The following is a 22483-nucleotide window of genomic DNA, read 5'->3' as shown; positions in this document are numbered from 1 at the left end:
AATAAGTGAGATGAAGATGAGTGAAAAAGAACCCTTCTGGCTGGGTATCGATTGTGGCGGTACTTATCTGAAAGCCGGTTTATACAACAGCCAGGGCAAGGAAGTTTGTATTGAACGTCGCTCCGTTGCCACGCTCAGCCCGCGTGCTGGCTACGCGGAGCGGGATATGCATGAGTTGTGGCAGCACTGCCACGCCACCATCGCCGCGTTGCTTAAGAATTCAGGTGTAAACGGCAACCAGATTAAAGGTATCGGCATTTCTGCACAGGGTAAGGGACTGTTTCTGCTCGATAAACAGGACCAGCCGCTGGGCAACGCCATACTCTCCTCTGACCGCCGGGCGCTGGACATTGTGCAGCGTTGGCAGCAGGACGGCATTCCCGAAAAGCTCTACCCGCACACGCGCCAGACGCTGTGGACCGGGCACCCGGCCTCGCTCCTGCGCTGGGTGAAAGAGAACGAACCGCAGCGGTACCAGCAGATTAGCAGCGTGATGATGGCGCACGACTATCTGCGCTGGTGTCTGACCGGCGTGAAGGGCTGTGAGGAGAGCAATATCTCCGAGTCCAATCTCTACAACATGAATACCGGGAAATACGACCCACAGCTTACGCGCTGGCTCGGTATCAGCGAAATTGACGGCGCCCTGCCGCCGATTGTCGGCTCAGCAGAAATTTGCGGGGAAATCACCGCTCAGGCAGCCGCACTTACCGGTCTCGCGGCGGGCACGCCCGTCGTTGGTGGACTGTTTGATGTGGTTTCCACCGCAGTCTGCGCCGGGCTGCAAGACCAGCACACGCTGAATGCCGTGATGGGCACCTGGGCCGTCACCAGCGGGATCGCCAGTGCGCTTCGCGACAACGAACCCTTCCCGTACGTCTATGGCCGCTACGTGCACCCGCAGCAGTACATCGTTCACGAAGCCAGCCCCACCTCATCCGGCAATCTTGAGTGGCTCACTGCCCAATGGGGCGATATGTCATTCGATGAGATCAACCATGCCGTCGCCAGCCTGCCGAAAGCGGAAAGCGATCTGTTCTTCCTGCCGTTCCTCTACGGCAGCAACGCCGGGCTGGAGATGACCAGTGGTTTCTACGGCATGCAGGCGCTACACACCCGCGCGCACCTGCTGCAGGCGGTTTACGAAGGCGTGGTGTTCAGCCACATGACCCACCTTAACCGCATGCTCGAACGCTTTACCCAGGTGCAGGCGCTGCGCGTGACGGGTGGTCCGGCCCATTCGGACGTGTGGATGCAAATGCTCGCCGACGTCAGCGGGCTGGCCATTGAGCTGCCGCAGGTGGAAGAGACGGGGTGCTCCGGCGCGGCGCTGGCGGCGCTGGTAGGCACTGGCGTCTACCCCGATTTCCACGCGGCGCAGCGCACCCTCAAACACGACATCCGGGTGATTGAACCGGACATGCGCGCCCATGCGGCCTACCAGCGCAAATATCACCGTTACCAGCTACTGATTTCAGCACTACAGGGCTATCACGCCCGTGTTAAGGAGTACGACCTATGAGCCGACCATTACTGCAGCTGGCGCTCGACCACACTTCACTGCAGGCCGCGCAGCGCGACGTCGCGACGCTTTCAGATCACGTCGATATCGTCGAAGCGGGCACCATTTTGTGCCTGACAGAAGGGCTGAACGCCGTGCGCGCCCTGCGCGAGCAGTGCCCGGATAAGATCGTCGTTGCGGACTGGAAAGTGGCCGACGCCGGAGAAACGCTGGCTGAGCAGGCGTTTGGCGCGGGCGCTAACTGGATGACCATCATCTGCGCCGCGCCGCTGGCAACCGTTGAGCGAGGCCACGAGGTGGCACTGCGCTGCGGAGGTGAAATCCAGATGGAGCTCTTTGGCAACTGGACGCAGGACGACGCGCGCGCATGGCATCGCGTCGGCGTGAAGCAGGCAATCTATCACCGCGGGCGCGACGCACAGGCGAGCGGTCAGCAGTGGGGCGAAGCGGATCTCGCGAAAATGAAGGCGCTCTCCGATATCGGCCTGCAGCTCTCGATCACCGGCGGGATCACCCCTGCCGACCTGCCGCTGTTTAAGCAGATCAACGTCAAAGCCTTTATTGCCGGGCGTGCGCTGGCTGGAGCAGAGAATCCGCCGCAGGTGGCGCAGGCATTCCACTCGCAAATTCGCGACATCTGGGGAGCGTAACTATGCGTCAGCATCCGTTAGGGATTTACGAAAAAGCACTACCAAAAGATCTCTCCTGGCCGGAACGCCTGGTCCTGGCGAAGAGCTGCGGATTCGATTTCGTTGAGATGTCGGTTGATGAAACCGACGAGCGTTTATCGCGCCTTGAATGGAGCACCACGCAGCGTGCATCCCTGGTCGAAGCCATGCTCGAAACGGGCGTGGCGATCCCGTCAATGTGTTTGTCCGCCCACCGTCGCTTCCCGTTTGGCAGCCGCGACGAAACGGTGCGCCAGCGCGCCCGTGAGATCATGACCAAAGCCATCAGGCTGGCGCGCGACTTAGGCATTCGCACTATTCAGCTTGCGGGTTATGACGTCTATTACGAGGAGCACGATGAAGGCACGCAGCAGCGCTTTGCCGAAGGACTGGCCTGGGCCGTCGAGCAGGCCGCCGCCGCACAGGTGATGCTGGCAGTCGAGATCATGGATACCGCATTTATGAATTCTATCAGCAAGTGGAAGAAGTGGGACGACATGTTCGCCTCGCCGTGGTTCAGCGTTTACCCGGACGTCGGCAACCTCAGCGCGTGGGGTAACGACGTTACCGCCGAGCTGACGCTGGGCATTGACCGCATTGCGGCTATTCACCTGAAAGACACCCAGCCCGTGACCGCGCAAAGCCCCGGACAGTTCCGTGACGTGCCGTTTGGCGATGGCTGCGTCGATTTTGTCGGTGTGTTTAACACGTTGAATCAGTTGAACTATCGCGGCGCGTTTCTGATTGAAATGTGGACCGAAAAAGCCAAAGAGCCAGTGCTGGAGATCATTCAGGCACGCCGCTGGATTGAAGCCCGTATGCAGGAAGGAGGCATGACATGTTAGAACAACTCAAAGCCGAGGTGCTGGCGGCAAACCTGGCGCTGCCCGCCCACCAGCTGGTGACCTTTACCTGGGGCAACGTCAGTGCAATAGATCGCGAAAGCGGCATGATGGTGATCAAGCCGTCCGGCGTGGAGTACGACGTGATGACGGCGGAGGATATGGTGGTGGTGAATATCGCCACGGGTCAGGTCGTCGAGGGTAATAAAAAACCCTCTTCAGACACGCCCACCCATCTTGCGCTGTACCGACGTTACCCGGAGATTGGCGGCATCGTGCATACGCATTCCCGCCACGCCACCATCTGGTCGCAGGCGGGGCAGGATTTACCCGCCTGGGGCACAACGCACGCGGACTATTTCTACGGAACCATTCCCTGCACGCGCCTGATGACCTCGGCAGAAATTGCCGGGGAATACGAATACCAGACGGGTGAAGTGATCATCAAAACCTTCGAGGAGCGCGATCTCAGCCCGATGCAGATCCCGGCGGTGCTGGTCCACTCCCACGGCCCGTTCGCCTGGGGTAAAGATGCTGCCGATGCGGTTCACAATGCCGTAGTTCTGGAAGAGTGCGCGTACATGGGCCTGTTCTCGCGCCAGCTCGCACCGCAGCTACCGGTTATGCAGCAGGAGCTGCTCGACAAGCACTATCTGCGCAAGCATGGGGTGAATGCCTATTACGGCCAGTGATCAGCCGGAATTGATATGCTCTTTACAGTACCGCCGTTTCCAGACGGCGGGGGTTAGCCCGGTATGCTTTGAAAAGATCTGCCGAAAATAGCCCACGTCATTAAAGCCGCAGCGGGTTGCCACTTCGGTGAGCGAGGCAGAGCCATCCAGCAACAGCTTTTCAGCCGCCCTGACGCGCTGGCGATGTATCGCCTCCGTCAGGGTTAAATGGAAAGTCCGGCGAAATACGCGTCCGAGGTAATCGGCATTGCAGTGCAACGCTTTTGCCAGTTGCGACGTAGAAAGCGGTAAATGAAACTGCGTGCGAATGAGCTGCTTCGCCTTCCACGCCATCGCCGCACCGGCTTCATCAGCTTTATCTTCATATCCTGATGAAATGGAAATTTGCTGTAAAATCAGTAATAAAATGATTTCCAGCGCCACGCTTCGCTGTAATTTCTCCTGCTCACTCAGGAACTGGCGAAAAAGAGAAATCACATACTGTGCATCCCTCACTCGGCAATGTTGTTCTATTGCCAAATTTGGTAACCGGGGCGGGTGATGCTCAACCTCAAAATGCAGCCAGTAAAATTTAAGATCGGCCGGAAAGTCGCCCACGCCCACATGGCGTCGGTCTGGCCAAAGCAGCAAACTCTCTCCTGCTTTTACCTCAAATAACGTGCTTTCTTCCTGGATCGTTAATGTCCCTTTTTCGACAAAAATAATCTCCCACGACGTTAATTTTCGCGCAGGGTGGCGGCCCACGCCCCGGGAGATAAATAAGCCGCCATTTTGGACCTTAATCGGAAGCGCTATGGATAATTCAAGCATGGATATTCACCATTCCGCTTTTATTGCCATCAATATTCAACTTACGCTTTGATTATTAATCAATATTCGAATAACTGTCCGATCGGAATCACATTTTTATCATCAGGTCGGAATCGTCATGTTTTTATACTTTTCCCTTCCCTTGTTGGCCTTTCCGTTCGGTGCAGAATAAATGAGTACCTTGCACAAATACGATAATAAATTCGATTACTGAGGAGTTACTTCATGACTTCCACACCGATTACAGAATCAGACGTGACACAAGGGGCAACAGATAGCCACTTGTCCGTCCGCGAAAAAATTGGCTACGGCCTGGGTGATGCGGGCGGGACGGTGATTACCTGCCTGATCATGAATTTTCTGACCTTTTTCTATACCGATATTTTTGGTCTGACGCCTGCGCTCGTTGGCACGCTCTTTATTGCCTTGCGCGTATTTGACGCCATTTCCGATCCGGTAATGGGCATTATTGCCGACCGCACGCAAAGCCGCTGGGGGCGTTTTCGCCCGTGGCAGCTGTGGGTCGCCTTCCCGATCGGGATTATCGGCGTGCTGACTTTCACCGTTCCGGAAGCCAGCATGGGCGTGAAAATCGCGTGGGCGTTCGGCACCTATTTGCTGTTGTCTGTGGGCTACACCGCCATCAACGTGCCCTACTGCGCGCTGATCAACACGATGACGACCCGTCACAATGAGGTGATCTCCTGCCAGTCATGGCGCTTTGTACTCTGCGGTGTTGCGGGTTTCCTGGTCTCAGTGGGTCTGCCGTGGCTCGTCGAAGCGCTGGGCCAGGGCAATGCCGCAAAAGGTTACCAGCTTGGCGTTGGGGTGCTGTGCGCTGTCGCCGTGGTGATGTTCCTGTGCTGCTTCTTCTGGGTGCGCGAGCGCGTCCCGCTGGCGCTAATGGGCAAATTCACCCTGCGCGAGCATCTGGCCGGGTTGCGTAAAAACGATCAGCTGCTGCTGATGCTGGTGATGTCGTTCCTGCTGATCAATGTCTTCAACATTCGAGGCGGCGGGTATATGTACTTTATCACCTACGTGCTGCAGGGCAGTACCGCGTATACCTCGCTGTTTTTCACCATGGTGACCTTTGCCGCCATTCTGGGCGCGGTGATCGTCAGCCCGCTGTCGCGCCGTATTGATACAGTCAAACTCTACTATTACACCAACCTGGTGCTCGCCGCGCTCGCAGTGGGAATGTGGTTCCTGCCAGGCGGCCCGGCACACCAGACGCTCTGGCTGATCGTCATTTTAAGCAACGGCGTGATCCTGGGCTTCACCCTGCCGCTGCACTTCTCGCTGATGGCGTTTGCCGATGATTACGGCGAATGGAAAACCGGCGTGCGCTCTTCTGGGATGAACTTCGCCTTCAACCTGTTTTTCATCAAGCTCGCGTGGGCGTCCAGCGCCGGGATCATCAGCCTGGTGTTTATTGTCGTGGCCTATCAGCCAGGCGCGGGCAATCAGACGCCTGCTTCGCTGCAGGGCATCACCGCCATGGAGACGCTGCTCCCCGCCCTTTTCCATCTGCTGCTGGCCGTCTCTATCCGCTGGTGCAGACTCAACAACCCTATGATGTCGCGCATTGCCACCGACCTGCGCCAGCGTCACGTACCCTCCTGAGGAGAACACGATGTCTATTATGGAAGCCGACCTGCATAAACTGAAAATTAACGACCCGTTTCTCGGGCAGTATCAACGGCTGGTACGTGAGGTGGTGATCCCCTACCAGTGGGATGCCCTAAACGATCGCGTGACGGAGGCCGAACCCAGCCACGCCATCGCCAACTTCCGCATTGCGGCGGGCCTGGAGGAAGGTGAATTCTACGGCATGGTGTTCCAGGACAGTGACGTGGCGAAATGGCTCGAAGCCGTGGCGTGGTCGCTGTGCCAGAAACCGGATGCTGAACTGGAAAAAACCGCCGACGAGGTCATTGAACTGATTGCCGCAGCGCAGTGTGAAGATGGCTATCTCAACACGTACTTTACGGTGAAAGCCCCCGAGGAGCGCTGGACGAATCTGGCCGAATGCCACGAGCTGTACTGCGCCGGACATATGATTGAAGCGGGCGTGGCGTATTTCCAGGGAACAGGGAAACGCCGTCTGCTGGATGTGGTCTGCAGGCTGGCGGACCATATCGACAGCGTGTTTGGCCCCGGTGAAAACCAGCTACATGGTTATCCGGGCCACCCGGAAATCGAGCTGGCGCTGATGCGGCTTTACGACGTCACGCAGGAGCCCCGCTACCTCACGCTGGTGAAATATTTCGTTGAACAACGCGGCGTGCAGCCTCACTTCTACGATATCGAATATGAGAAGCGCGGCAGAACGTCATACTGGAACACCTATGGTCCGGCCTGGATGGTCAAGGACAAAGCCTACAGCCAGGCGCATCAGCCGCTTTCTGAACAACAAACGGCCATTGGACACGCGGTGCGTTTTGTCTACCTGATGGCGGGCATGGCGCATCTGGCGCGCCTGAGTCATGACGAGGATAAACGGCAGGACTGTCTGCGGCTGTGGAAAAATATGGCGCAGCGCCAGCTGTATATTACCGGTGGAATCGGGTCGCAAAGCAGCGGCGAGGCGTTCAGCAGTGATTACGATCTGCCCAACGATACGGTCTATGCCGAAAGCTGTGCCTCCATCGGTCTGATGATGTTTGCGCGCAGGATGCTGGAGATGGAGGCTGACGGCCACTACGCCGACGTGATGGAGCGCGCGTTATACAACACGGTACTGGGCGGGATGGCGCTGGACGGTAAGCATTTCTTTTATGTGAATCCGCTGGAGGTGCACCCGAAAACGCTGGCATTCAACCATATCTACGATCACGTGAAACCCGTCCGCCAGCGCTGGTTTGGCTGCGCCTGTTGTCCGCCGAATATCGCCCGCGTGCTGACCTCGCTGGGGCACTACATTTATACCGTCCGCCAGGATGCGCTGTTGATCAATCTGTACGTGGGGAACGACGTCGCCATTCCGGTTGGCGATAACGCCCTACAGCTGCGCATTAGCGGTAATTATCCGTGGCAGGAGCAGGTGAAGATCGAAATCACCTCGCCGGTTCCGGTCACCCACACGCTGGCACTCAGGCTGCCGGACTGGTGTGCCGCGCCTGACGTTTTATTAAATGGTGAAGCGGTAACGGGCGAGATCTCACGTGGATACCTTTATCTGACCCGCAGCTGGCAGGAGGGTGACGTCATTACGCTAACGTTACCTATGCCGGTTCGCCGGGTGTATGGCAACCCACAGGTCCGCCAGCAGGCGGGGAAAGTCGCTCTACAGCGCGGACCGCTGGTTTACTGCCTGGAAGAGGCTGATAACGGTGCCAATCTTCATCACCTTTCTCTGCCTGAAAACAGCGAGTTCAGGGTCTTTGAAGGGAAAGGGATTTTCGCGCACAAGATGCTGATACAGGCAGAGGGGATGGGGTGTCACGTGAAGGACACGGATGCGCTGTGGCAATACGACCGCTCGCCGGTACAACGTCAGCCCCAGACGCTGACCTTCATTCCCTGGTTTAGCTGGGCTAACCGGGGAGAAGGGGAAATGCGGATATGGGTGGACGAGGCATAATTAACTGCGGGTAGCTGCCCGGTGGCGCTGCGCTTACCGGGCCTACGATGTGCCCCATGCCCCACGTAGGCCGGGTAAGGCGAAGCCGCCACCCGGCTTTACCGCATCAGAAACGCCAGGTCAGGCCGGTCATCAGCGCGAAGCTGTCGTCGCGGTCGATCATTGGGCTGTTCTTCACGTCGTCAGGCAACACGGTGTAGACCGCGCTGGCGTTGAGGTATAGCTTCTGCGTTAACTGGTATTTAGCTGCCAGGCCAACGTATGGCGTCCAGCTGTCACCGGCGGTGTATTGCTCCAGACCTGAGCGGCGAGACTCGCTGCCGGATACGCCGTAGTAGTAGTCGTTATAGCTTTCGTCGCTGTAGAACACACCAACAGAAGGCGTCAGGGTCAGGCGCTCCATTCGGATCGGACGGAAGTACGATACCTCGCCCACTACGCCACCGCTTTCATCCATCGCATCACCCGAGACCGCCACTTTCAGCGAGCCCCAACTTTCATGGCGGTAGTACGCGCCACCGAGGAAGGCTGACGCTTTACGCTCATCAAGCTGCTTCATCTGATGGTCGTCGTTGTCATCAGGATCGAAGTGCAGCGGCATCCACGACGCGGTCAGGCTGAATTCATTTTTTGGGTCTTTCCACAGGATCCATCCTCCGGTGGTCTGGCGAACGTAAAAGCGATCGCCTTCGTAGCTAATTAACGGTACTGCGGTAGTATTTTCGTTATAGCCTTTGTAAGGAGACTCATTAAATACAGCCCCCGCTCCAAGTGAAAAGTCTCCGGCCATTGCTGAGGATGTTGCAAATAACGTGGCAGCGATGAGTAAATTGTATTTAATAGTCATTACATGTAATCCATTAAAATGCCAAACAAGCGAGGCGCATAATAATGGTTACAAATTTGCCAATGCAACGCTGCGGTTTATATAATATTATATATAAAATCATATAGATGGGTGCGCATGATGAATAAATTACAGCTAAAGCCACGCGAATTAAAAATTATATCCGTCATCGCAGCCACCCACAGCATTGGTGATGCCGCCGCCCTGCTGGGCATGGCGCAGGCCAACGTCAGTAAATATCTGTCTGATTTTGAAACGCGGGTTGGACTGAAGGTTTTTGAGCGCACCACGCGCCAGCTGGCCCTGACCCAGTTTGGTGAAGCGTTACTCCCTTACGTTAACGCCACGCTGGATAAAAACAGTCAACTTGTTAATTTCATTGCTGATTATAAGCATGAGAAGCGAGGAAAGGTCACAATCTATGCCCCTACAGGTATCGTAACCTATCTCGCGCGCCACGTGATCCATCAGATAGAAGACATCGGTGACATTCGCATCTCCCTGAAAACCTACAACCTGGATCGGAATGAATTTTCAGAAGGCGTTTCCTTCCCGGATGATTGCGACATTTTAATTACCTATGCGCAACCGAAAGACGAAAGCCTGGTCGCCAGCGTGTTGACAAAATATTCCGTTACGGCATTCGCAACCGTTGAGTATTTAAATAAACACCCCTTAACGGGACCTGAAGATTTAATTAACCACTCCTGCATTCTCATTGACTCTATGCTGGTCGATGATGCGAACATCTGGCGTTTTCGCGTGCACGGCAGTGATAACGTGCATGACTACCGGGTGACCGGTAATTATATTTGCGACAATACGCAGACGGCTCTGGAGCTGGCAAGAAATAATCTTGGAATTGTTTTTGCACCAAAAGAGAGTCTGAAGAAAGAATTAACAAACGGGATGCTGGTCCCCTGCTTCCCGCATCAGGAAGAGTGGTGGCTCGATCTGACGGCCATCTTCCGCAAACGTGAATACCAGCCCTGGCGCGTGCAGTACGTTCTGGATGGCGTCCTCAACTGCCTGCGCCAGCAAATTGCTCAGGCCGCCCATGGACGGCCTGAGCTGGGCGATTAGAACAGCCCCAGCGGTTTATCGGAGTAGCTGACCAGCAAGCATTTCGTCTGCTGGTAATGCTCCAGCATCATCTTGTGGGTTTCACGCCCGATGCCCGACTGCTTATAACCGCCAAAGGCCGCGTGCGCCGGATAAGCGTGATAGCAGTTGGTCCAGACGCGCCCGGCCTGAATGCCTCTGCCCATTTTATAGGCCAGATTACCGTTGCGGCTCCAGACGCCTGCCCCCAGGCCATACGGCGTGTCGTTGGCAATCTCCAGCGCCTCCTCCATGGTTTTGAAGGTGGTCACGGCCAGCACCGGTCCGAAAATTTCCTCCTGGAAGACGCGCATGTTGTTCTGACCGAACAGGATCGTCGGCTCAAGGTAATACCCTTCCTGCAGATCCCCTCCCAGCACCTTACGGCGACCGCCGGTCAGAATATCCGCCCCCTCTTTCTTGCCGATATCAATGTAGTTGAGGATAGTTTCCAGCTGTCCGTGCGAGACCTGCGCGCCCATCTGCGTAACGTTATCGAGCGGGTTACCGCTGCGGATAGACTCGACGCGGCGAATAGCCCGCTCCATAAAGCGCTCATAGATGGACTCCTGCACCAGCGCGCGGCTTGGGCAGGTGCAGACTTCGCCCTGGTTAAACGCAAACAGCGCAAACCCTTCCAGGGCTTTATCGAAGAAGGCATCCTCTTCCTCCATCACGTCCGCGAAGAAGATGTTCGGGGATTTCCCGCCCAACTCCAGGGTCACGGGAATAATGTTCTGCGTGGCGTACTGCATGATCTGCTGGCCCACTTCCGTCGACCCGGTAAACGCCACTTTGGCGATCCGTTTCGAGGTAGCCAGATATTCTCCTATCTCACCGCCCGCCCCGTTGACCACGTTAATCACGCCCGGCGGCAGAAGATCGCCAACGATTTCCATCAGCAGCAGCACCGAGAGCGGGGTCAGACGCGCCGGTTTCAGCACAATGCAGTTCCCGGCCGCCAGCGCGGGCGCCATTTTCCAGCTCGCCATCAGCAGAGGGAAGTTCCACGGAATAATTTGCCCGACGACGCCCAGCGGCTCGTGGAAGTGATACGCCACGGTGTCGCTGTCTACCTCGCTTATCCCGCCCTCCTGAGCGCGAATACAGGAGGCAAAATAGCGGAAGTGGTCGATGGCCAGCGGCACGTCTGCCGCCATCGTTTCCCGGATCGGCTTGCCGTTATCCCAGGTTTCCGCCGTCGCCAGCAGCTCCAGATTCTGCTCCATCCGGTCGGCGATTTTGAACAAAATGGCCGCGCGGTCCTGAACGGAGGTATGACCCCATTTATCTTTCGCTTTGTGCGCCGCATCCAGCGCCAGATCGATATCGCGCTTGCCGGAGCTGGCTATCTCGCACAGCGGCTGGCCGGTAACGGGGGTCAGGTTGGAATAGTATTCGCCGTCGACGGGAGCAACCCAGTCGCCGCCAATAAAGTTGTCATAACGAGGCTTCAGCTTGAGGGGAAAACCATACTCGCCGGGCTGGATACGCGATGAGGGAGGATTGTTTGTCATGACCGTCTCCTTGCTGTTGGTGTACAACAAGGGTAGTTCCGGCTGGCGATTTTCTCGCCAACCGGTAACGGCGTTTACGACGGGGGTCACGGAGTTTCAGGAAATAATAACGAATCTCGCAATAAATGATCGTTACCGCGACGGCGGGTAAAGCCGATGCGGTTGAAATACTCCAGGATCTGAATCGCCAGCTTGCGGCCCACGTTCAGCCGGTCGCGGAAATCGGCCGCGCAGGTAGAGCCCCGCTCCTGATCCAGCTCGCGGATCAGGTTGGCAAACGCCACAATACGATCGTTACGGTAATAACGATCTTTCACGATCGCGACTATCAGCCCCTGCTGCGCCGCATGGCGCAATACCTGACGCATCACCTGCTCGTCGGTGCTCGTTTCGCGGGCCAGATCGCGAACCCACCACGGCTCATCGCCAAACAGCGAGGCCACTTTTTTCCATACTGCCTCTTGCTCTGCGGTGAACCCGGCCTTGTGATCCGGCAGATGCAGCCAGCCGTGGTGGCTTTTAATCACACCGCTTTCGCGCATGTTTTCAATCAGCAGCAGCACCAGCGCATCGTCTTCCATCGGCAGCGCCATGCGTCGCAGACGCTCACGGCCCGGGCCAGGCTCGTCCTGATGCTGTTCATGGTACGTCGCCAGCGTGTTCAGTATCTTACGCTGCCAGTGTGCCGCAACCGGGGCATTAAGCAGGCTATTTCCAGCCTGAATAAAGCCCGGCTGCTGGGTGAGCTGACGTAAGCCTTCCCCGCTCAGCTGGCGTGCCCATGCAAAATCACTCAGGCTCACCGCACCGCGATCGAGATGCACCCGCAGCGCGGCGCTATCATCGCTAGCCTGCGCGAGCGCTGCCAGCCACCGCAGATATTCAGGTTTACGCTTGCCGCGTCGCGGTGGATTCAGCGCGACGACCCGTGCCCCGGCCAGCGTTTCCCGCGCGGAAATATCACGCAATACCAGACGATCGTTGTCAGCAAGCCAGAGCGGAGAATCGAATACCAGTTCGGCAAGGTCGTTTTCCAGCAGCGACACGCGCCCGGTGATATGGCTCGCCGCATGGTGAATATGCAGCGGCTGCCATTGGGTCAGGGGCACGTTTGTCTGCAGAGAGACAATGACGCGTTCAGACGGTTCTGGTGGAGCATCGGCCAGCAGCCAGTCGCCGCGGTTAAGCTGCTCTTTTTCCGCATCCCCGGCAATGTTCAGCGCGATCCGCTGCCCGGCATGAGCATGCTCTGCGGGCTGGTTTTGCGCATGCAGGCCGCGCACGCGCATCGGCTTGTTAACGCCCGTCAGCCACAGGCTATCCCCCACTTTCACTTCGCCGCTCAGCGCCGTACCGGTAACCACCAGACCCGCGCCTTTGACGGTAAACGCCCGGTCAATGGCCAGACGGAAGCGGTGGTGGCTGGCGTGGTCACGCGACGAAAGCTGCTGTAAGTGGTGGCGAAGTTCATCGATACCGCGCCCTTCTGTCGCCACGGTGACAAAAAGCGGCGCATCGGCAAAGCCATATTCCCGCAGGGCCGCCTGCACCGTTTCGCGCACCTCGCTGACGCGCGCGTCGTCCACGCGATCGGCTTTGGTCAGCGCCACGGTCAGCTGCGGGTTGCCGGTCAGCTGCAGGATCGCCAGGTGCTCACGGGTTTGCGCCATAACGCCGTCATCGCAGGCCACCACCAGCAGGGCATGATCGATGCCCCCCACGCCCGCCAGCATGTTGGACAGAAACTTTTCATGCCCCGGAACATCTATAAAACCCAGTACGCGGCCGTCCGGCTGGGGCCAGTAGGCATAGCCCAGATCGATGGTCATGCCGCGCTTTTTCTCTTCCGGCAGACGGTCGGCGTTTATGCCGGTAATCGCCTGCAGTAACGTGGTTTTTCCGTGGTCGACGTGACCGGCGGTGGCAATAATCATTTCAACAACATCTCCAGAAATCGCTCTTCATCTTCAAGGCAGCGCAGATCCAGCCACATTCGGCCACCGTAAATCCGCCCGATAACCGGCGCAGGCAGGCCACGCCAGCGCGACGACAGGGCTTCGAGGCCGCTGCCGCGCCCGTCGCGCGGGGCGAACGTGAGTGCTTCACTCGGCAGCCTGTCCACCGGCAGCGAACCGCTGCCAATCTGCGACTGGCAGGGTTCAATGCGAACGTCAAAATCGGGGTAGTGCGGAGCAATGCGCGGCAGCAGTAATTCGGCCTGGGCGCGAATCGAGGCGGCATCGCGGGTTAACAGACGCAGCGTGGGCAGGCGGTCGGCCAGTTTCTCCGGGTGGAGATAGAGCCGCAGCGTCGCGTCCAGCGCGGCAAGCGTCATTTTATCGGCTCGCAGGGCGCGCTTGAGCGGATGCTGCTGCAGCTTCGCAATCAGCTCGCGCTTGCCGACGATAATCCCGGCCTGCGGCCCACCCAGCAGCTTGTCGCCGGAAAAGCTGACCAGGCTGACGCCCGCGGCAATCATCTCTTGCGGCATCGGCTCCTTCGGCAGCCCGTAAAGGCTCAGATCCACCAGCGAGCCGCTGCCGAGATCGGCAATCACCGGTATATTCAGTTCGCTGCCAATCGCCGCCAGCTCCGCCTCTTCAACCGTTTTGGTAAAGCCTTCAATATGGTAATTGCTGGTGTGGACCTTCATCAGCAGGGCGGTATTTTCATTCACCGCCGCGCGATAATCTTTCGCATGGGTACGGTTGGTAGTGCCCACTTCATGCAGCGTGCAGCCCGCCTGGCGCATCACGTCCGGAATGCGAAACGCCCCGCCAATCTCCACCAGCTCGCCGCGGGACACCACCACCTCTTTGCCGCTGGCGGTGGCCGCCAGCATCAGCAGCACCGCTGCGGCGTTGTTATTCACAATGCAGGCATCTTCCGCGCCGGTCAGCTGACACAGCAGGTCCGCCAGCGCCCGGTCACGATGCCCGCGCCCGGCGCCGTCCAGATCGTACTCCAGCGTCACGGGCGCTCGCATGGCCTGCGCGACCGCCGCGATAGCCTCTTCCGCCTGCTGCGCGCGGCCCAGGTTGGTATGCAGTACGGTACCGGTCAGGTTAATCACCGGGCGTAACGCGCTTTGCGCTTTCTCATCCAGCCGGCGTTCAGCTTCCTGCTCCCACGCCGCGCACCAGCCGGGCAAGGCGTTTTCTGACTGAATAGCGCTACGAGCTTCGTCCTGAAGCAGACGTAGCATCTCCACCGTCGCGGTATGACCGAAACGCTCAACGGCAGCATGAATGCGGGGCTCGCGAAGGAGACGGTCGGTCGCGGGGATCTGGCTGTACAGCGAATGATGAGTAGTCATGAAAGCGCCTGGCGAGTAAATATCTTCCCCCCTCCCGACGGGAGAGGGAGTTAACATGTGGAGGGATTGTAACGCCTCCGACGCCGAAGTGTTATAACCCGCGTCAAGCCTTTGGCGGTTCTGTCCGGGCAAAGCTCTCGCGGCTAAAAAGCGTGTCTGCCAGTTTCACCAGCAGCGGACGGTCGACGCACCAGCCGGGGGAAACGCGGCGGAAGTTGAGATAGCCGATGGCGCAGGCGATGGCAATGGTTGCCAGGTTCAGGCTGTCGGTTTGAATTTTTCCTTCCCGGATAAGCTGCTCGCACCTGTCCAGGCTGCGGCTGATCTTTTCCCGCTGGCGTAACAGTTCCGTCTCCGACTGCTGGGCGGCGGGCCTTGCCTGTTCACGCACGGAGGTTAACGCCGCATCCATAATGCCATCGGCCAGGGCTTCAATTTGCTTCACTGCCAGCGCCGCTTTTGGGTCAGCCGAAAGCATGGCCGGGGCAACGCCCAGCAGCTCGATATACTCCGCAATAATCGGGGAATCGAACCAGTATTCGCCCTCGTCCGTCACCAGCGCCGGGACTTTCCCCAGCGGGTTGTACTGCGCGACGCCGTTTTCGGCGTTGTAAGGCTGTTCATTGATGAATTCAAATTCAATCCCTTTCTCCAGCAGGAGAATCGAGATCTTTCGCACGAAGGGACTGGTGTAGCTACCGATGAGTTTCATTGCCTGATCCTTGATGCCGGAAAAAGCTCAGTATGGATCAAGCGATGAAAAAAGGGCAGGTATGCGTGTCGCATTCCTGCCCTGGAAGGATTAGTGATCGAGGTAGAGGTAGTGCATCCAGCTGGTCATGCGCAGCAATACTTTACGCATGACCGACACGTGGGCGAAATGGTCCGAATAGACGGCCACCTGGGCGTAAATACCGTCTGGCAGCGCATCGACTTCCGCATTCGGATCCAGTTCGATAGTGCCCAACACGCCGTCCGTTCCCGGCACCACCGTCAGCGACTGCAGCGCGCCCTGCGCCTGATAGGAGCCTCCCGGCACCACCGGCAGAATCGCGGTGAGCTTCCCGGAGAACACCTGGCCCGGCAGCGCGTTGAACACCACTTCCGCTTCATCGCCCGGCTTCAGGCGCAGCAGCGAGTTCTGACGGAACTGGGCCACGATTTGACGCTTCTGTTCAGGAATAAAGACCATCACCGGACGCAGTGGCAGCGCGGCGGCATAGGTCCCCGGACGAATCAGCACCTGGGTGATATAGCCATTGCTGGGCGCACGCACCACGGTCTGATCCAGGTTGTATTTGGCTTCGGCAAGCTGAGCGCGTAAGGAGGCAATCTGCGACTGCTCGCCGTTCACCATGCTGTCCAACTGGCTTTGAATCTGGGTCTGTTCAGCAACGGAGCCTTTTACCAGCGCATCCTGCGCGAGATAGTTCTGCCGCGCGTTGTCGATATCGCTTTCAGAGAACGGATTCACCTTCGCCTGGCTGCCTTTCAGGTAGCGCTGATAATCTTTATACAGGCGGTCGCGCTCTGCTGAGACGCGCGTCGTATTGGCGACGGCCTCCACCAGCTGCGCTTTCAGATTGTCGATATTGTGCGTCGCGGTCACCAGGTCGGCCTGGAGCCTGTCGACGCGCGCCTGATAGCGGCCCGGATCCAGTTTAAATAACACTTCGCCTTTTTTAATGAGCTGGTTATTTTTATCGGTCACTTCACTGACCACCCCGGTAACCTGCGGCGTAATCGGAATAGAAATAACTGCTTTTTGCGCCGTAAAGGTGTACGGATGGTTATAGTTCATTAACAGAATAAGTCCGGCAACAATAAACACCCCGCCTAATGTCGCGGTAGCGAGCGTCCACTGGTTTACCGGAATACGGAATATTTTAAAAATCACCCAGGCAAATGCCACATAGGTCAAAATAATTAACAGATCCATGATTAGCGCTCCAGCGTGTTCTTATCAGCAGCAGGCTTTATCGCGGCCAGCTTTTGTTCGAGTTCCGCCACGCGTTTGGCGAGCGCATCCATGCCCGGCACCTCATCAGGCTTTGTAATGTGGTTCTGCATACCCCAGCCGCGATCTTCACGGTACAGCGTGGCCCAAATCCACAGGAACGGCCAGATGGCATGAAGCGTAAACAGGCTAATCCAGCCTGCAGTATGAATCGCATCGGCATGGGGATGGTTACGCTTTTTGGCCATATTATATGGAATGTCATGGATGGCGATGATTCCGTAAAAGAGAACCAGAAATACAAAAATCAATACGCCCAGCGCAAAATAGTTGAGAAACATATTCTCCTCACTTAAACAACGTCAACTCATTAAATTAATATAATGGTACGCAACCTAATTAATTTTTATAAACACGGGGTTGTGCTTACTATTTCCGAGCCGGGGAGTATGGGTTTTTATAATAACTCCATGCAAGTTTATAAGCGTGTCAAAATATATCCTGAATAATAATAGACTTAACCTTACAATATGAGCGTAATCCACGTTTTAACTTTTCGCCATACCACACATCAAAAGTGGTTTTTTAGCTTAACGTGTCGTGCTAAGTCATCCTGACGTCGAAACGCCAGGCAGAGTTTGCCGCCGATCGCAGCCGGAGAAATCTGCATAAAAATATTTTGTGAAATCAGTCACAATCCAGAAACAAACACACAAAACCAAAACGTGAACAACATCACAGAAAAGGGTGGTTTTTGCTTTATTTCTCGCCATCGTATTTTTTTTGCACATCCATTTTGTGATTCAGATCACCTCATTAATATCCACACCCCCTACATTTACGTGACATGCGTCACACAAATTTTCGCTGTCTGGACAGTTGAACGATTCAGTGCCAGATTTCACAGCATCAGAACAGGGTCCGGCTACCTCTGCCGCCTCATTAACAATAAACCTCGGGCCGCAAGCCTAAGCGCAAACAGAAGAAGGGGTGTTTTATGTCATCCGATTTCAAGATCAAAGTTCAAAGCTTTGGTCGTTTCCTCAGCAACATGGTGATGCCAAATATCGGCGCGTTTATCGCGTGGGGTATCATCACTGCATTGTTCATTCCGACAGGGTGGTTGCCTAACGAAACGCTGGCGAAACTTGTTGGCCCAATGATTACCTATCTCCTGCCGCTGCTCATCGGTTTCACCGGTGGTCGTCTGGTGGGCGGTGACCGTGGTGGCGTAGTGGGTGCCATCACGACCATGGGTGTTATCGTCGGCGCGGATATGCCGATGTTCCTCGGTGCAATGATTGCCGGTCCTCTGGGCGGCTGGGCGATTAAGAAATTCGACGTCTGGGTTGATGGTAAGATCAAATCCGGCTTCGAAATGCTGGTGAACAACTTCTCTGCGGGCATCATCGGGATGATCCTCGCGATTCTGGCGTTCCTCGGCATTGGCCCTGCGGTTGAAGTGCTGTCCAAAATTCTGGCGGCAGGCGTTAACTTCATGGTTGCGCACGACATGCTGCCGCTGGCGTCTATCTTCGTAGAACCGGCGAAAATCCTGTTCCTGAACAACGCCATCAACCACGGCATCTTCTCGCCGCTGGGTATTCAGCAATCTCACGATCTCGGCAAGTCCATCTTCTTCCTGATTGAAGCTAACCCAGGTCCGGGTATGGGCGTACTGCTGGCGTACATGTTCTTTGGTCGCGGCAGCGCGAAGCAGTCTGCTGGCGGTGCGGCAATCATTCACTTCCTGGGCGGTATTCACGAAATTTACTTCCCGTACGTGCTGATGAACCCACGTCTGATCCTGGCCGTTATCCTTGGCGGTATGACCGGCGTGTTCACCCTGAGCGTGCTGGGCGGCGGTCTGGTGTCTCCGGCCTCTCCGGGGTCTATCCTGGCGGTACTGGCGATGACGCCAAAAGGGGCGTACTTCGCGAACATCGCGGCCATCTGTGCGGCCATGGCGGTCTCCTTCGTGGTCTCTTCTATCCTGCTGAAAACCAGCAAAGTGAAAGAAGACGACGATATTGAAGCGGCGACCCGTCGTATGCACGACATGAAAGCTGAATCCAAAGGCGCAACCCCGCTGACCGCGGGCGATGTCTCTAACGACCTGAGCCACGTGCGTAAAATCATCGTTGCCTGTGATGCCGGTATGGGCTCCAGCGCAATGGGTGCAGGCGTGCTGCGTAAGAAAGTGCAGGATGCGGGCCTGACCAACATATCCGTGACCAACAGCGCCATCAACAGCCTGCCGCCGGATGTTGACCTGGTCATCACGCACCGCGACCTGACCGAACGCGCCATGCGTCAGGTACCGCAGGCACAGCACATTTCGCTGACCAACTTCCTCGACAGCGGCCTGTACACCAGCCTGACCGAACGTCTGGTTGCGGCGCAGCGTCACGAAGACAACGAAGTGAAAGTGCGCTCCAGCCTGCAGGACAGCTTTGACGAGAGCAACGCCCACCTCTTCAAGCTGGGTGCGGAAAACATCTTCCTCGGTCGTACAGCGGCAACCAAAGAAGAAGCGATTCGCTTTGCCGGTGAGCAGCTGGTGAAAGGCGGCTACGTTCAGCCTGAATACGTTGACGCAATGCTGGAACGCGAAAAACTGACGCCAACCTACCTGGGCGAATCCATCGCGGTGCCGCACGGTACGGTTGAAGCGAAAGACCGCGTGCTGAAAACCGGCGTCGTATTCTGTCAGTATCCTGACGGCGTGCGCTTCGGTGAAGAAGAAGACGACATCGCCCGTCTGGTGATTGGTATCGCCGCTCGCAACAACGAGCACATTCAGGTGATTACCAGCCTGACCAACGCGCTGGATGATGAGTCTGTTATCGAGCGTCTGGCTCAGACTGAAAGCGTTGAAGAAGTTCTGGCACTGCTCAACAAATAGCAGCACCTCTTCCCTCTCCCCATGGGGAGAGGGCTAGGGTGAGGGGAAACGTTCCTCACCCCAGCCCTCTCGGGTAAAAACATTGATGAAGGTTAACACTATGAAAGCATTACATTTTGGCGCAGGTAATATCGGTCGTGGTTTTATCGGTAAACTGCTGGCAGACGCGGGCATTACGCTGACATTCGCCGATGTGAATCAGGTTGTCCTGGATGCCCTGAATGCGCGTCATAGCTATCAGGTACACGTGGTCGGTGAAAACGAGCAGGTTGAGACGGTATCCGGCGTCAACGCGGTCAGCAGCATCGGTGAAGACGTTATCGACCTGATCGCCAGCGTCGATCTGGTGACCACGGCGGTCGGTCCGGTTGTCCTTGAGCGTATCGCTCCTGCGGTCGCGAAAGGCCTGGCAAAACGTAAAGCGCAGGGCATCTACACCCCACTGAACATTATCGCCTGTGAAAACATGGTGCGCGGCACCACGCAGTTGAAAGGCCACGTTCTTAACGCTGTAGCAGATGAAGACAAAGCCTGGGTTGAAGCGCACGTCGGGTTTGTAGATTCCGCCGTGGACCGCATCGTTCCGCCGTCAGAATCCGCCACCAACGACCCGCTGGAAGTGACCGTGGAAACCTTCAGCGAGTGGATCGTGGATAAAACCCAGTTCAAAGGCGCCCTGCCGACCATTCCGGGAATGGAATTAACCGATAACCTGATGGCATTTGTCGAACGCAAACTCTTCACGCTGAACACCGGGCATGCTATAACCGCGTACCTCGGAAAATTGGCCGGTCATCAGACCATTCGTGACGCGATCCTCGATGAGAAGATCCGCACGGTGGTAAAAGGGGCAATGGAAGAGAGCGGCGCGGTGCTGATCAAACGCTACGGTTTTGATGCTGATAAACACGCAGCATACATCCAGAAAATCCTCGGTCGCTTTGAAAACCCGTATCTGAAAGATGACGTTGAGCGCGTGGGCCGTCAGCCTCTGCGCAAACTGAGCGCGGGCGATCGTCTGATTAAGCCGCTGCTGGGCACGCTGGAATACGGCCTGCCGCACACCAACCTGGTGAAAGGGATTGCCGCTGCAATGCACTACCGCAGCGAGCAGGACCCGCAGGCGCAGGAACTGGCTCAGCTGATTGATAACAAAGGCGCACAGGCTGCGCTGGCTCAGATTTCCGGTCTGGACGCCAACAGCGACGTGGTTGTGGAGGCGGTTAACGCATACAACGCAACCAAATGATGCACAGTGAGGCGCAGGTTAACCTGCGCCCAGATAATAGATTGTCAGATATGCAGGCAATAATGGAACAAACCCAGGCCTTTGAAAATCGTGTGCTTGAGCGTCTGAATGCTGGCAAAACCGTACGAAGTTTCCTGATTGCCGCCGTCGAGCTGTTAACCGAGGCGGTGAATATCCTGGTGCTTCAGGTGTTTCGCAAAGACGACTACGCGGTAAAATATGCTGTAGAACCGTTACTGGACGGAGACGGACCGCTGGGCGATTTATCCGTGCGTCTGAAGCTGATTTATGGTCTTGGCGTGCTGAACCGGCAAGAGTATGAAGATGCGGAGCTGTTAATGGCGCTGCGCGAAGAACTCAATCATGACGGTAATGAGTACACCTTTACCGATGATGAGATCCTGGGGCCCTTCGGCGAGCTGCACTGCGTCAACGCGCTGCCCCCTGCACCCAATTTTGATAACAGCGACCCTGAGCTCTACGCGATGCAAAAGCTGCGTTATCAACAGGTTGTCCGTTCCACGATGGTTCTCTCCCTGACTGAGCTGATTTCCCGAATCAGCTTAAAAAAAGCGTTTCAGAAGTAAGCCTGCTCACATTGGTGTATCCTTATCTGTAAATTCCCCGTTTTCAGAGTTATTTGTCATGAAAGAAGTCGAAAAGAACGAAATTAAACGCCTGAGCGACCGCCTGGATCTGATCCGCCACCAGATGGCTGGCCTGTCACTGGTCGATTCCGCCGAGAAGTACGCCGAGCTGGAAAAAGAGGCCGCCACGCTGGAGACAGAAATCGAGCGCCTGCGCGAAGTGAAAGGTCAGAAGCTGAGCAAAGAAGCGCAGAAGCTGATGGATATGCCGCACCGCCGTGCGATCACCAAAAAAGAGCAGGCCGACATGGGCAAGCTGAAGAAAAGTGTGCGTGGGCTGATTGTTGTTCACCCGATGACAGCATTAGGCCGCGAGATGGGCCTGCAAGTGATGACGGGTTACGCGAAAAGCGCATTCTAATCCTGCCCGTCGTTTTCCTGTTGCCCGGTGGCGGAAACTTATCCGGGCCATTAATCCCCAATGCCAGTAGAACGTTAGCCGACTAATACATTATCCATAGAAATATATTGATTACATTCCATTGACCACACAGCTATATATCTTATCATTGGCACTTTTCTGAAAAAGATATATTCACCATCAATACATTAAAACACCATCCTCTGTAACCCTTTGTTTTTTTATTACCCAAATACCTTTCCTCAAAAAATGCATTAACCCAACAAATGAAAATAGCATTTTTTCTCTTCACCTATACGTTTATACAAATATCAAACCGCAACAAATATTGCTTACCATCGTTACTTCCGTTATAAATGCTCCGCAATCAGTAGTAAGCGAAGCAATCTTTATTTATATTTTCCATCAACAAAAACACCATATACCATAGTTAGAACATCTAATTCAAAAGAATGAATTAGCC

The 22483-nt window shown here is 56.1% G+C and carries 19 protein-coding genes; 11 read left to right on the top strand and 8 right to left on the bottom strand.

Annotated elements, in window-relative coordinates:
• Positions 1-16 precede the first annotated feature (16 nt).
• From GVO84_RS00835 to araD, 4 genes are read left to right on the top strand one after another with little or no spacing between them, the layout of a single operon-like run.
• A complete protein-coding gene (locus GVO84_RS00835; RefSeq protein WP_159515269.1) occupies positions 17-1522 on the top strand; it encodes an FGGY-family carbohydrate kinase in 1506 nt (501 codons plus the stop codon).
• A complete protein-coding gene (gene ulaD / locus GVO84_RS00830; RefSeq protein ID WP_159515268.1) occupies positions 1519-2172 on the top strand; it encodes a 3-keto-L-gulonate-6-phosphate decarboxylase UlaD in 654 nt (217 codons plus the stop codon). The genes GVO84_RS00835 and ulaD overlap by 4 nt, the downstream gene beginning before the upstream one ends.
• A 2-nt stretch (positions 2173-2174) precedes the next feature.
• A complete protein-coding gene (locus GVO84_RS00825) occupies positions 2175-3035 on the top strand; it encodes an L-ribulose-5-phosphate 3-epimerase (RefSeq protein ID WP_080329869.1) in 861 nt (286 codons plus the stop codon).
• Entirely contained in the window at positions 3029-3724 is a 696-nt protein-coding gene (araD, locus tag GVO84_RS00820; RefSeq protein WP_159515267.1) for an L-ribulose-5-phosphate 4-epimerase, read from the top strand. The genes GVO84_RS00825 and araD overlap by 7 nt, the downstream gene beginning before the upstream one ends.
• Here araD and GVO84_RS00815 read toward each other — a convergent pair whose 3' ends face one another.
• A complete protein-coding gene (locus tag GVO84_RS00815; RefSeq protein ID WP_121425995.1) occupies positions 3725-4534 on the bottom strand; it encodes an AraC family transcriptional regulator in 810 nt (269 codons plus the stop codon). It abuts the gene before it with no gap.
• A 225-nt stretch (positions 4535-4759) separates the two neighbouring features.
• Between GVO84_RS00815 and GVO84_RS00810 the strand changes: the two genes are divergently transcribed.
• Positions 4760-6160: an MFS transporter gene (locus GVO84_RS00810; RefSeq protein ID WP_159515266.1), complete on the top strand. Its 1401-nt coding sequence runs from the start codon at positions 4760-4762 to the stop codon at positions 6158-6160.
• Positions 6161-6170: 10 nt separating this feature from the next.
• Positions 6171-8120, top strand: coding sequence for a glycoside hydrolase family 127 protein (locus GVO84_RS00805; RefSeq protein ID WP_159515265.1), 1950 nt, complete (start codon positions 6171-6173; stop codon positions 8118-8120).
• 106 nt (positions 8121-8226) lie between these two features.
• Here GVO84_RS00805 and GVO84_RS00800 read toward each other — a convergent pair whose 3' ends face one another.
• On the bottom strand, positions 8227-8967 hold the full coding sequence (locus tag GVO84_RS00800; RefSeq protein WP_159515264.1) for a MipA/OmpV family protein: 741 nt from the start codon (positions 8965-8967) through the stop codon (positions 8227-8229).
• Between the two features lie 117 nt (positions 8968-9084).
• Here GVO84_RS00800 and GVO84_RS00795 point away from each other — a divergent pair, with 117 nt between their 5' ends.
• Positions 9085-10050, top strand: coding sequence for a LysR family transcriptional regulator (locus GVO84_RS00795; protein WP_121425999.1), 966 nt, complete (start codon positions 9085-9087; stop codon positions 10048-10050).
• Here the strand turns inward: GVO84_RS00795 and aldB are convergent.
• From aldB to GVO84_RS00765, 6 genes are all read right to left on the bottom strand, one after another.
• On the bottom strand, positions 10047-11585 hold the full coding sequence (gene aldB, locus GVO84_RS00790; RefSeq protein WP_023309928.1) for an aldehyde dehydrogenase AldB: 1539 nt from the start codon (positions 11583-11585) through the stop codon (positions 10047-10049). The genes GVO84_RS00795 and aldB overlap by 4 nt on opposite strands.
• 86 nt (positions 11586-11671) lie before the next feature.
• On the bottom strand, positions 11672-13519 hold the full coding sequence (gene selB / locus GVO84_RS00785; protein WP_159515263.1) for a selenocysteine-specific translation elongation factor: 1848 nt from the start codon (positions 13517-13519) through the stop codon (positions 11672-11674).
• Positions 13516-14901 carry an L-seryl-tRNA(Sec) selenium transferase gene (gene selA / locus GVO84_RS00780; RefSeq protein WP_159515262.1) on the bottom strand — a complete coding sequence of 462 codons (1386 nt, stop codon included), beginning with the start codon at positions 14899-14901 and terminating at the stop codon, positions 13516-13518. The genes selB and selA overlap by 4 nt, the downstream gene beginning before the upstream one ends.
• 103 nt (positions 14902-15004) lie before the next feature.
• The gene (locus GVO84_RS00775) at positions 15005-15613 is read right to left on the bottom strand and encodes a glutathione S-transferase (protein ID WP_159515261.1); all 609 of its coding nucleotides are present in this window, start codon (positions 15611-15613) and stop codon (positions 15005-15007) included.
• A 90-nt stretch (positions 15614-15703) separates the two neighbouring features.
• Positions 15704-16840 (bottom strand): HlyD family secretion protein, encoded by a 1137-nt coding sequence (locus GVO84_RS00770; RefSeq protein ID WP_121426003.1) that lies wholly within the window; start codon positions 16838-16840, stop codon positions 15704-15706.
• A 2-nt stretch (positions 16841-16842) separates the two neighbouring features.
• The gene (locus tag GVO84_RS00765; RefSeq protein ID WP_159515260.1) at positions 16843-17199 is read right to left on the bottom strand and encodes a DUF3302 domain-containing protein; all 357 of its coding nucleotides are present in this window, start codon (positions 17197-17199) and stop codon (positions 16843-16845) included.
• Between the two features lie 656 nt (positions 17200-17855).
• On the opposite strand from GVO84_RS00765, the gene GVO84_RS00760 reads away from it, so the two are divergent.
• From GVO84_RS00760 to GVO84_RS00745, 4 genes are all read left to right on the top strand, one after another.
• On the top strand, positions 17856-19763 hold the full coding sequence (locus GVO84_RS00760) for a PTS mannitol transporter subunit IICBA (RefSeq protein ID WP_159515259.1): 1908 nt from the start codon (positions 17856-17858) through the stop codon (positions 19761-19763).
• A 100-nt stretch (positions 19764-19863) separates the two neighbouring features.
• Positions 19864-21012 carry a mannitol-1-phosphate 5-dehydrogenase gene (gene mtlD / locus GVO84_RS00755; RefSeq protein WP_159515258.1) on the top strand — a complete coding sequence of 383 codons (1149 nt, stop codon included), beginning with the start codon at positions 19864-19866 and terminating at the stop codon, positions 21010-21012.
• A complete protein-coding gene (gene mtlR, locus GVO84_RS00750) occupies positions 21009-21599 on the top strand; it encodes a mannitol operon repressor MtlR (protein WP_159515257.1) in 591 nt (196 codons plus the stop codon). Before mtlD ends, mtlR begins: the two co-directional genes overlap by 4 nt.
• A gap of 58 nt (positions 21600-21657) precedes the next feature.
• The gene (locus tag GVO84_RS00745) at positions 21658-22020 is read left to right on the top strand and encodes a YibL family ribosome-associated protein (RefSeq protein ID WP_159515256.1); all 363 of its coding nucleotides are present in this window, start codon (positions 21658-21660) and stop codon (positions 22018-22020) included.
• Positions 22021-22483: the final 463 nt, after the last annotated feature.

The organism is Enterobacter sp. SM3, assembly GCF_009811935.2.
GTDB classification, from domain to species: Bacteria; Pseudomonadota; Gammaproteobacteria; order Enterobacterales; family Enterobacteriaceae; genus Enterobacter; species Enterobacter asburiae_D.
This window is presented reverse-complemented; position numbering and strand designations above follow the sequence as displayed.

Bases quoted from the DNA above. Each gene is read 5' to 3' on its own strand.
- GVO84_RS00835 (WP_159515269.1), top strand. From the start codon at position 17: ATGAGTGAAAAAGAACCCTTCTGGCTGGGTATCGATTGTGGCGGTACT.
- ulaD (WP_159515268.1), top strand. From the start codon at position 1,519: ATGAGCCGACCATTACTGCAGCTGGCGCTCGACCACACTTCACTGCAG.
- GVO84_RS00825 (WP_080329869.1), top strand. From the start codon at position 2,175: ATGCGTCAGCATCCGTTAGGGATTTACGAAAAAGCACTACCAAAAGAT.
- araD (WP_159515267.1), top strand. From the start codon at position 3,029: ATGTTAGAACAACTCAAAGCCGAGGTGCTGGCGGCAAACCTGGCGCTG.
- GVO84_RS00815 (WP_121425995.1), bottom strand. From the start codon at position 4,534: ATGCTTGAATTATCCATAGCGCTTCCGATTAAGGTCCAAAATGGCGGC.
- GVO84_RS00810 (WP_159515266.1), top strand. From the start codon at position 4,760: ATGACTTCCACACCGATTACAGAATCAGACGTGACACAAGGGGCAACA.
- GVO84_RS00805 (WP_159515265.1), top strand. From the start codon at position 6,171: ATGTCTATTATGGAAGCCGACCTGCATAAACTGAAAATTAACGACCCG.
- GVO84_RS00800 (WP_159515264.1), bottom strand. From the start codon at position 8,967: ATGACTATTAAATACAATTTACTCATCGCTGCCACGTTATTTGCAACA.
- GVO84_RS00795 (WP_121425999.1), top strand. From the start codon at position 9,085: ATGATGAATAAATTACAGCTAAAGCCACGCGAATTAAAAATTATATCC.
- aldB (WP_023309928.1), bottom strand. From the start codon at position 11,585: ATGACAAACAATCCTCCCTCATCGCGTATCCAGCCCGGCGAGTATGGT.
- selB (WP_159515263.1), bottom strand. From the start codon at position 13,519: ATGATTATTGCCACCGCCGGTCACGTCGACCACGGAAAAACCACGTTA.
- selA (WP_159515262.1), bottom strand. From the start codon at position 14,901: ATGACTACTCATCATTCGCTGTACAGCCAGATCCCCGCGACCGACCGT.
- GVO84_RS00775 (WP_159515261.1), bottom strand. From the start codon at position 15,613: ATGAAACTCATCGGTAGCTACACCAGTCCCTTCGTGCGAAAGATCTCG.
- GVO84_RS00770 (WP_121426003.1), bottom strand. From the start codon at position 16,840: ATGGATCTGTTAATTATTTTGACCTATGTGGCATTTGCCTGGGTGATT.
- GVO84_RS00765 (WP_159515260.1), bottom strand. From the start codon at position 17,199: ATGTTTCTCAACTATTTTGCGCTGGGCGTATTGATTTTTGTATTTCTG.
- GVO84_RS00760 (WP_159515259.1), top strand. From the start codon at position 17,856: ATGTCATCCGATTTCAAGATCAAAGTTCAAAGCTTTGGTCGTTTCCTC.
- mtlD (WP_159515258.1), top strand. From the start codon at position 19,864: ATGAAAGCATTACATTTTGGCGCAGGTAATATCGGTCGTGGTTTTATC.
- mtlR (WP_159515257.1), top strand. From the start codon at position 21,009: ATGATGCACAGTGAGGCGCAGGTTAACCTGCGCCCAGATAATAGATTG.
- GVO84_RS00745 (WP_159515256.1), top strand. From the start codon at position 21,658: ATGAAAGAAGTCGAAAAGAACGAAATTAAACGCCTGAGCGACCGCCTG.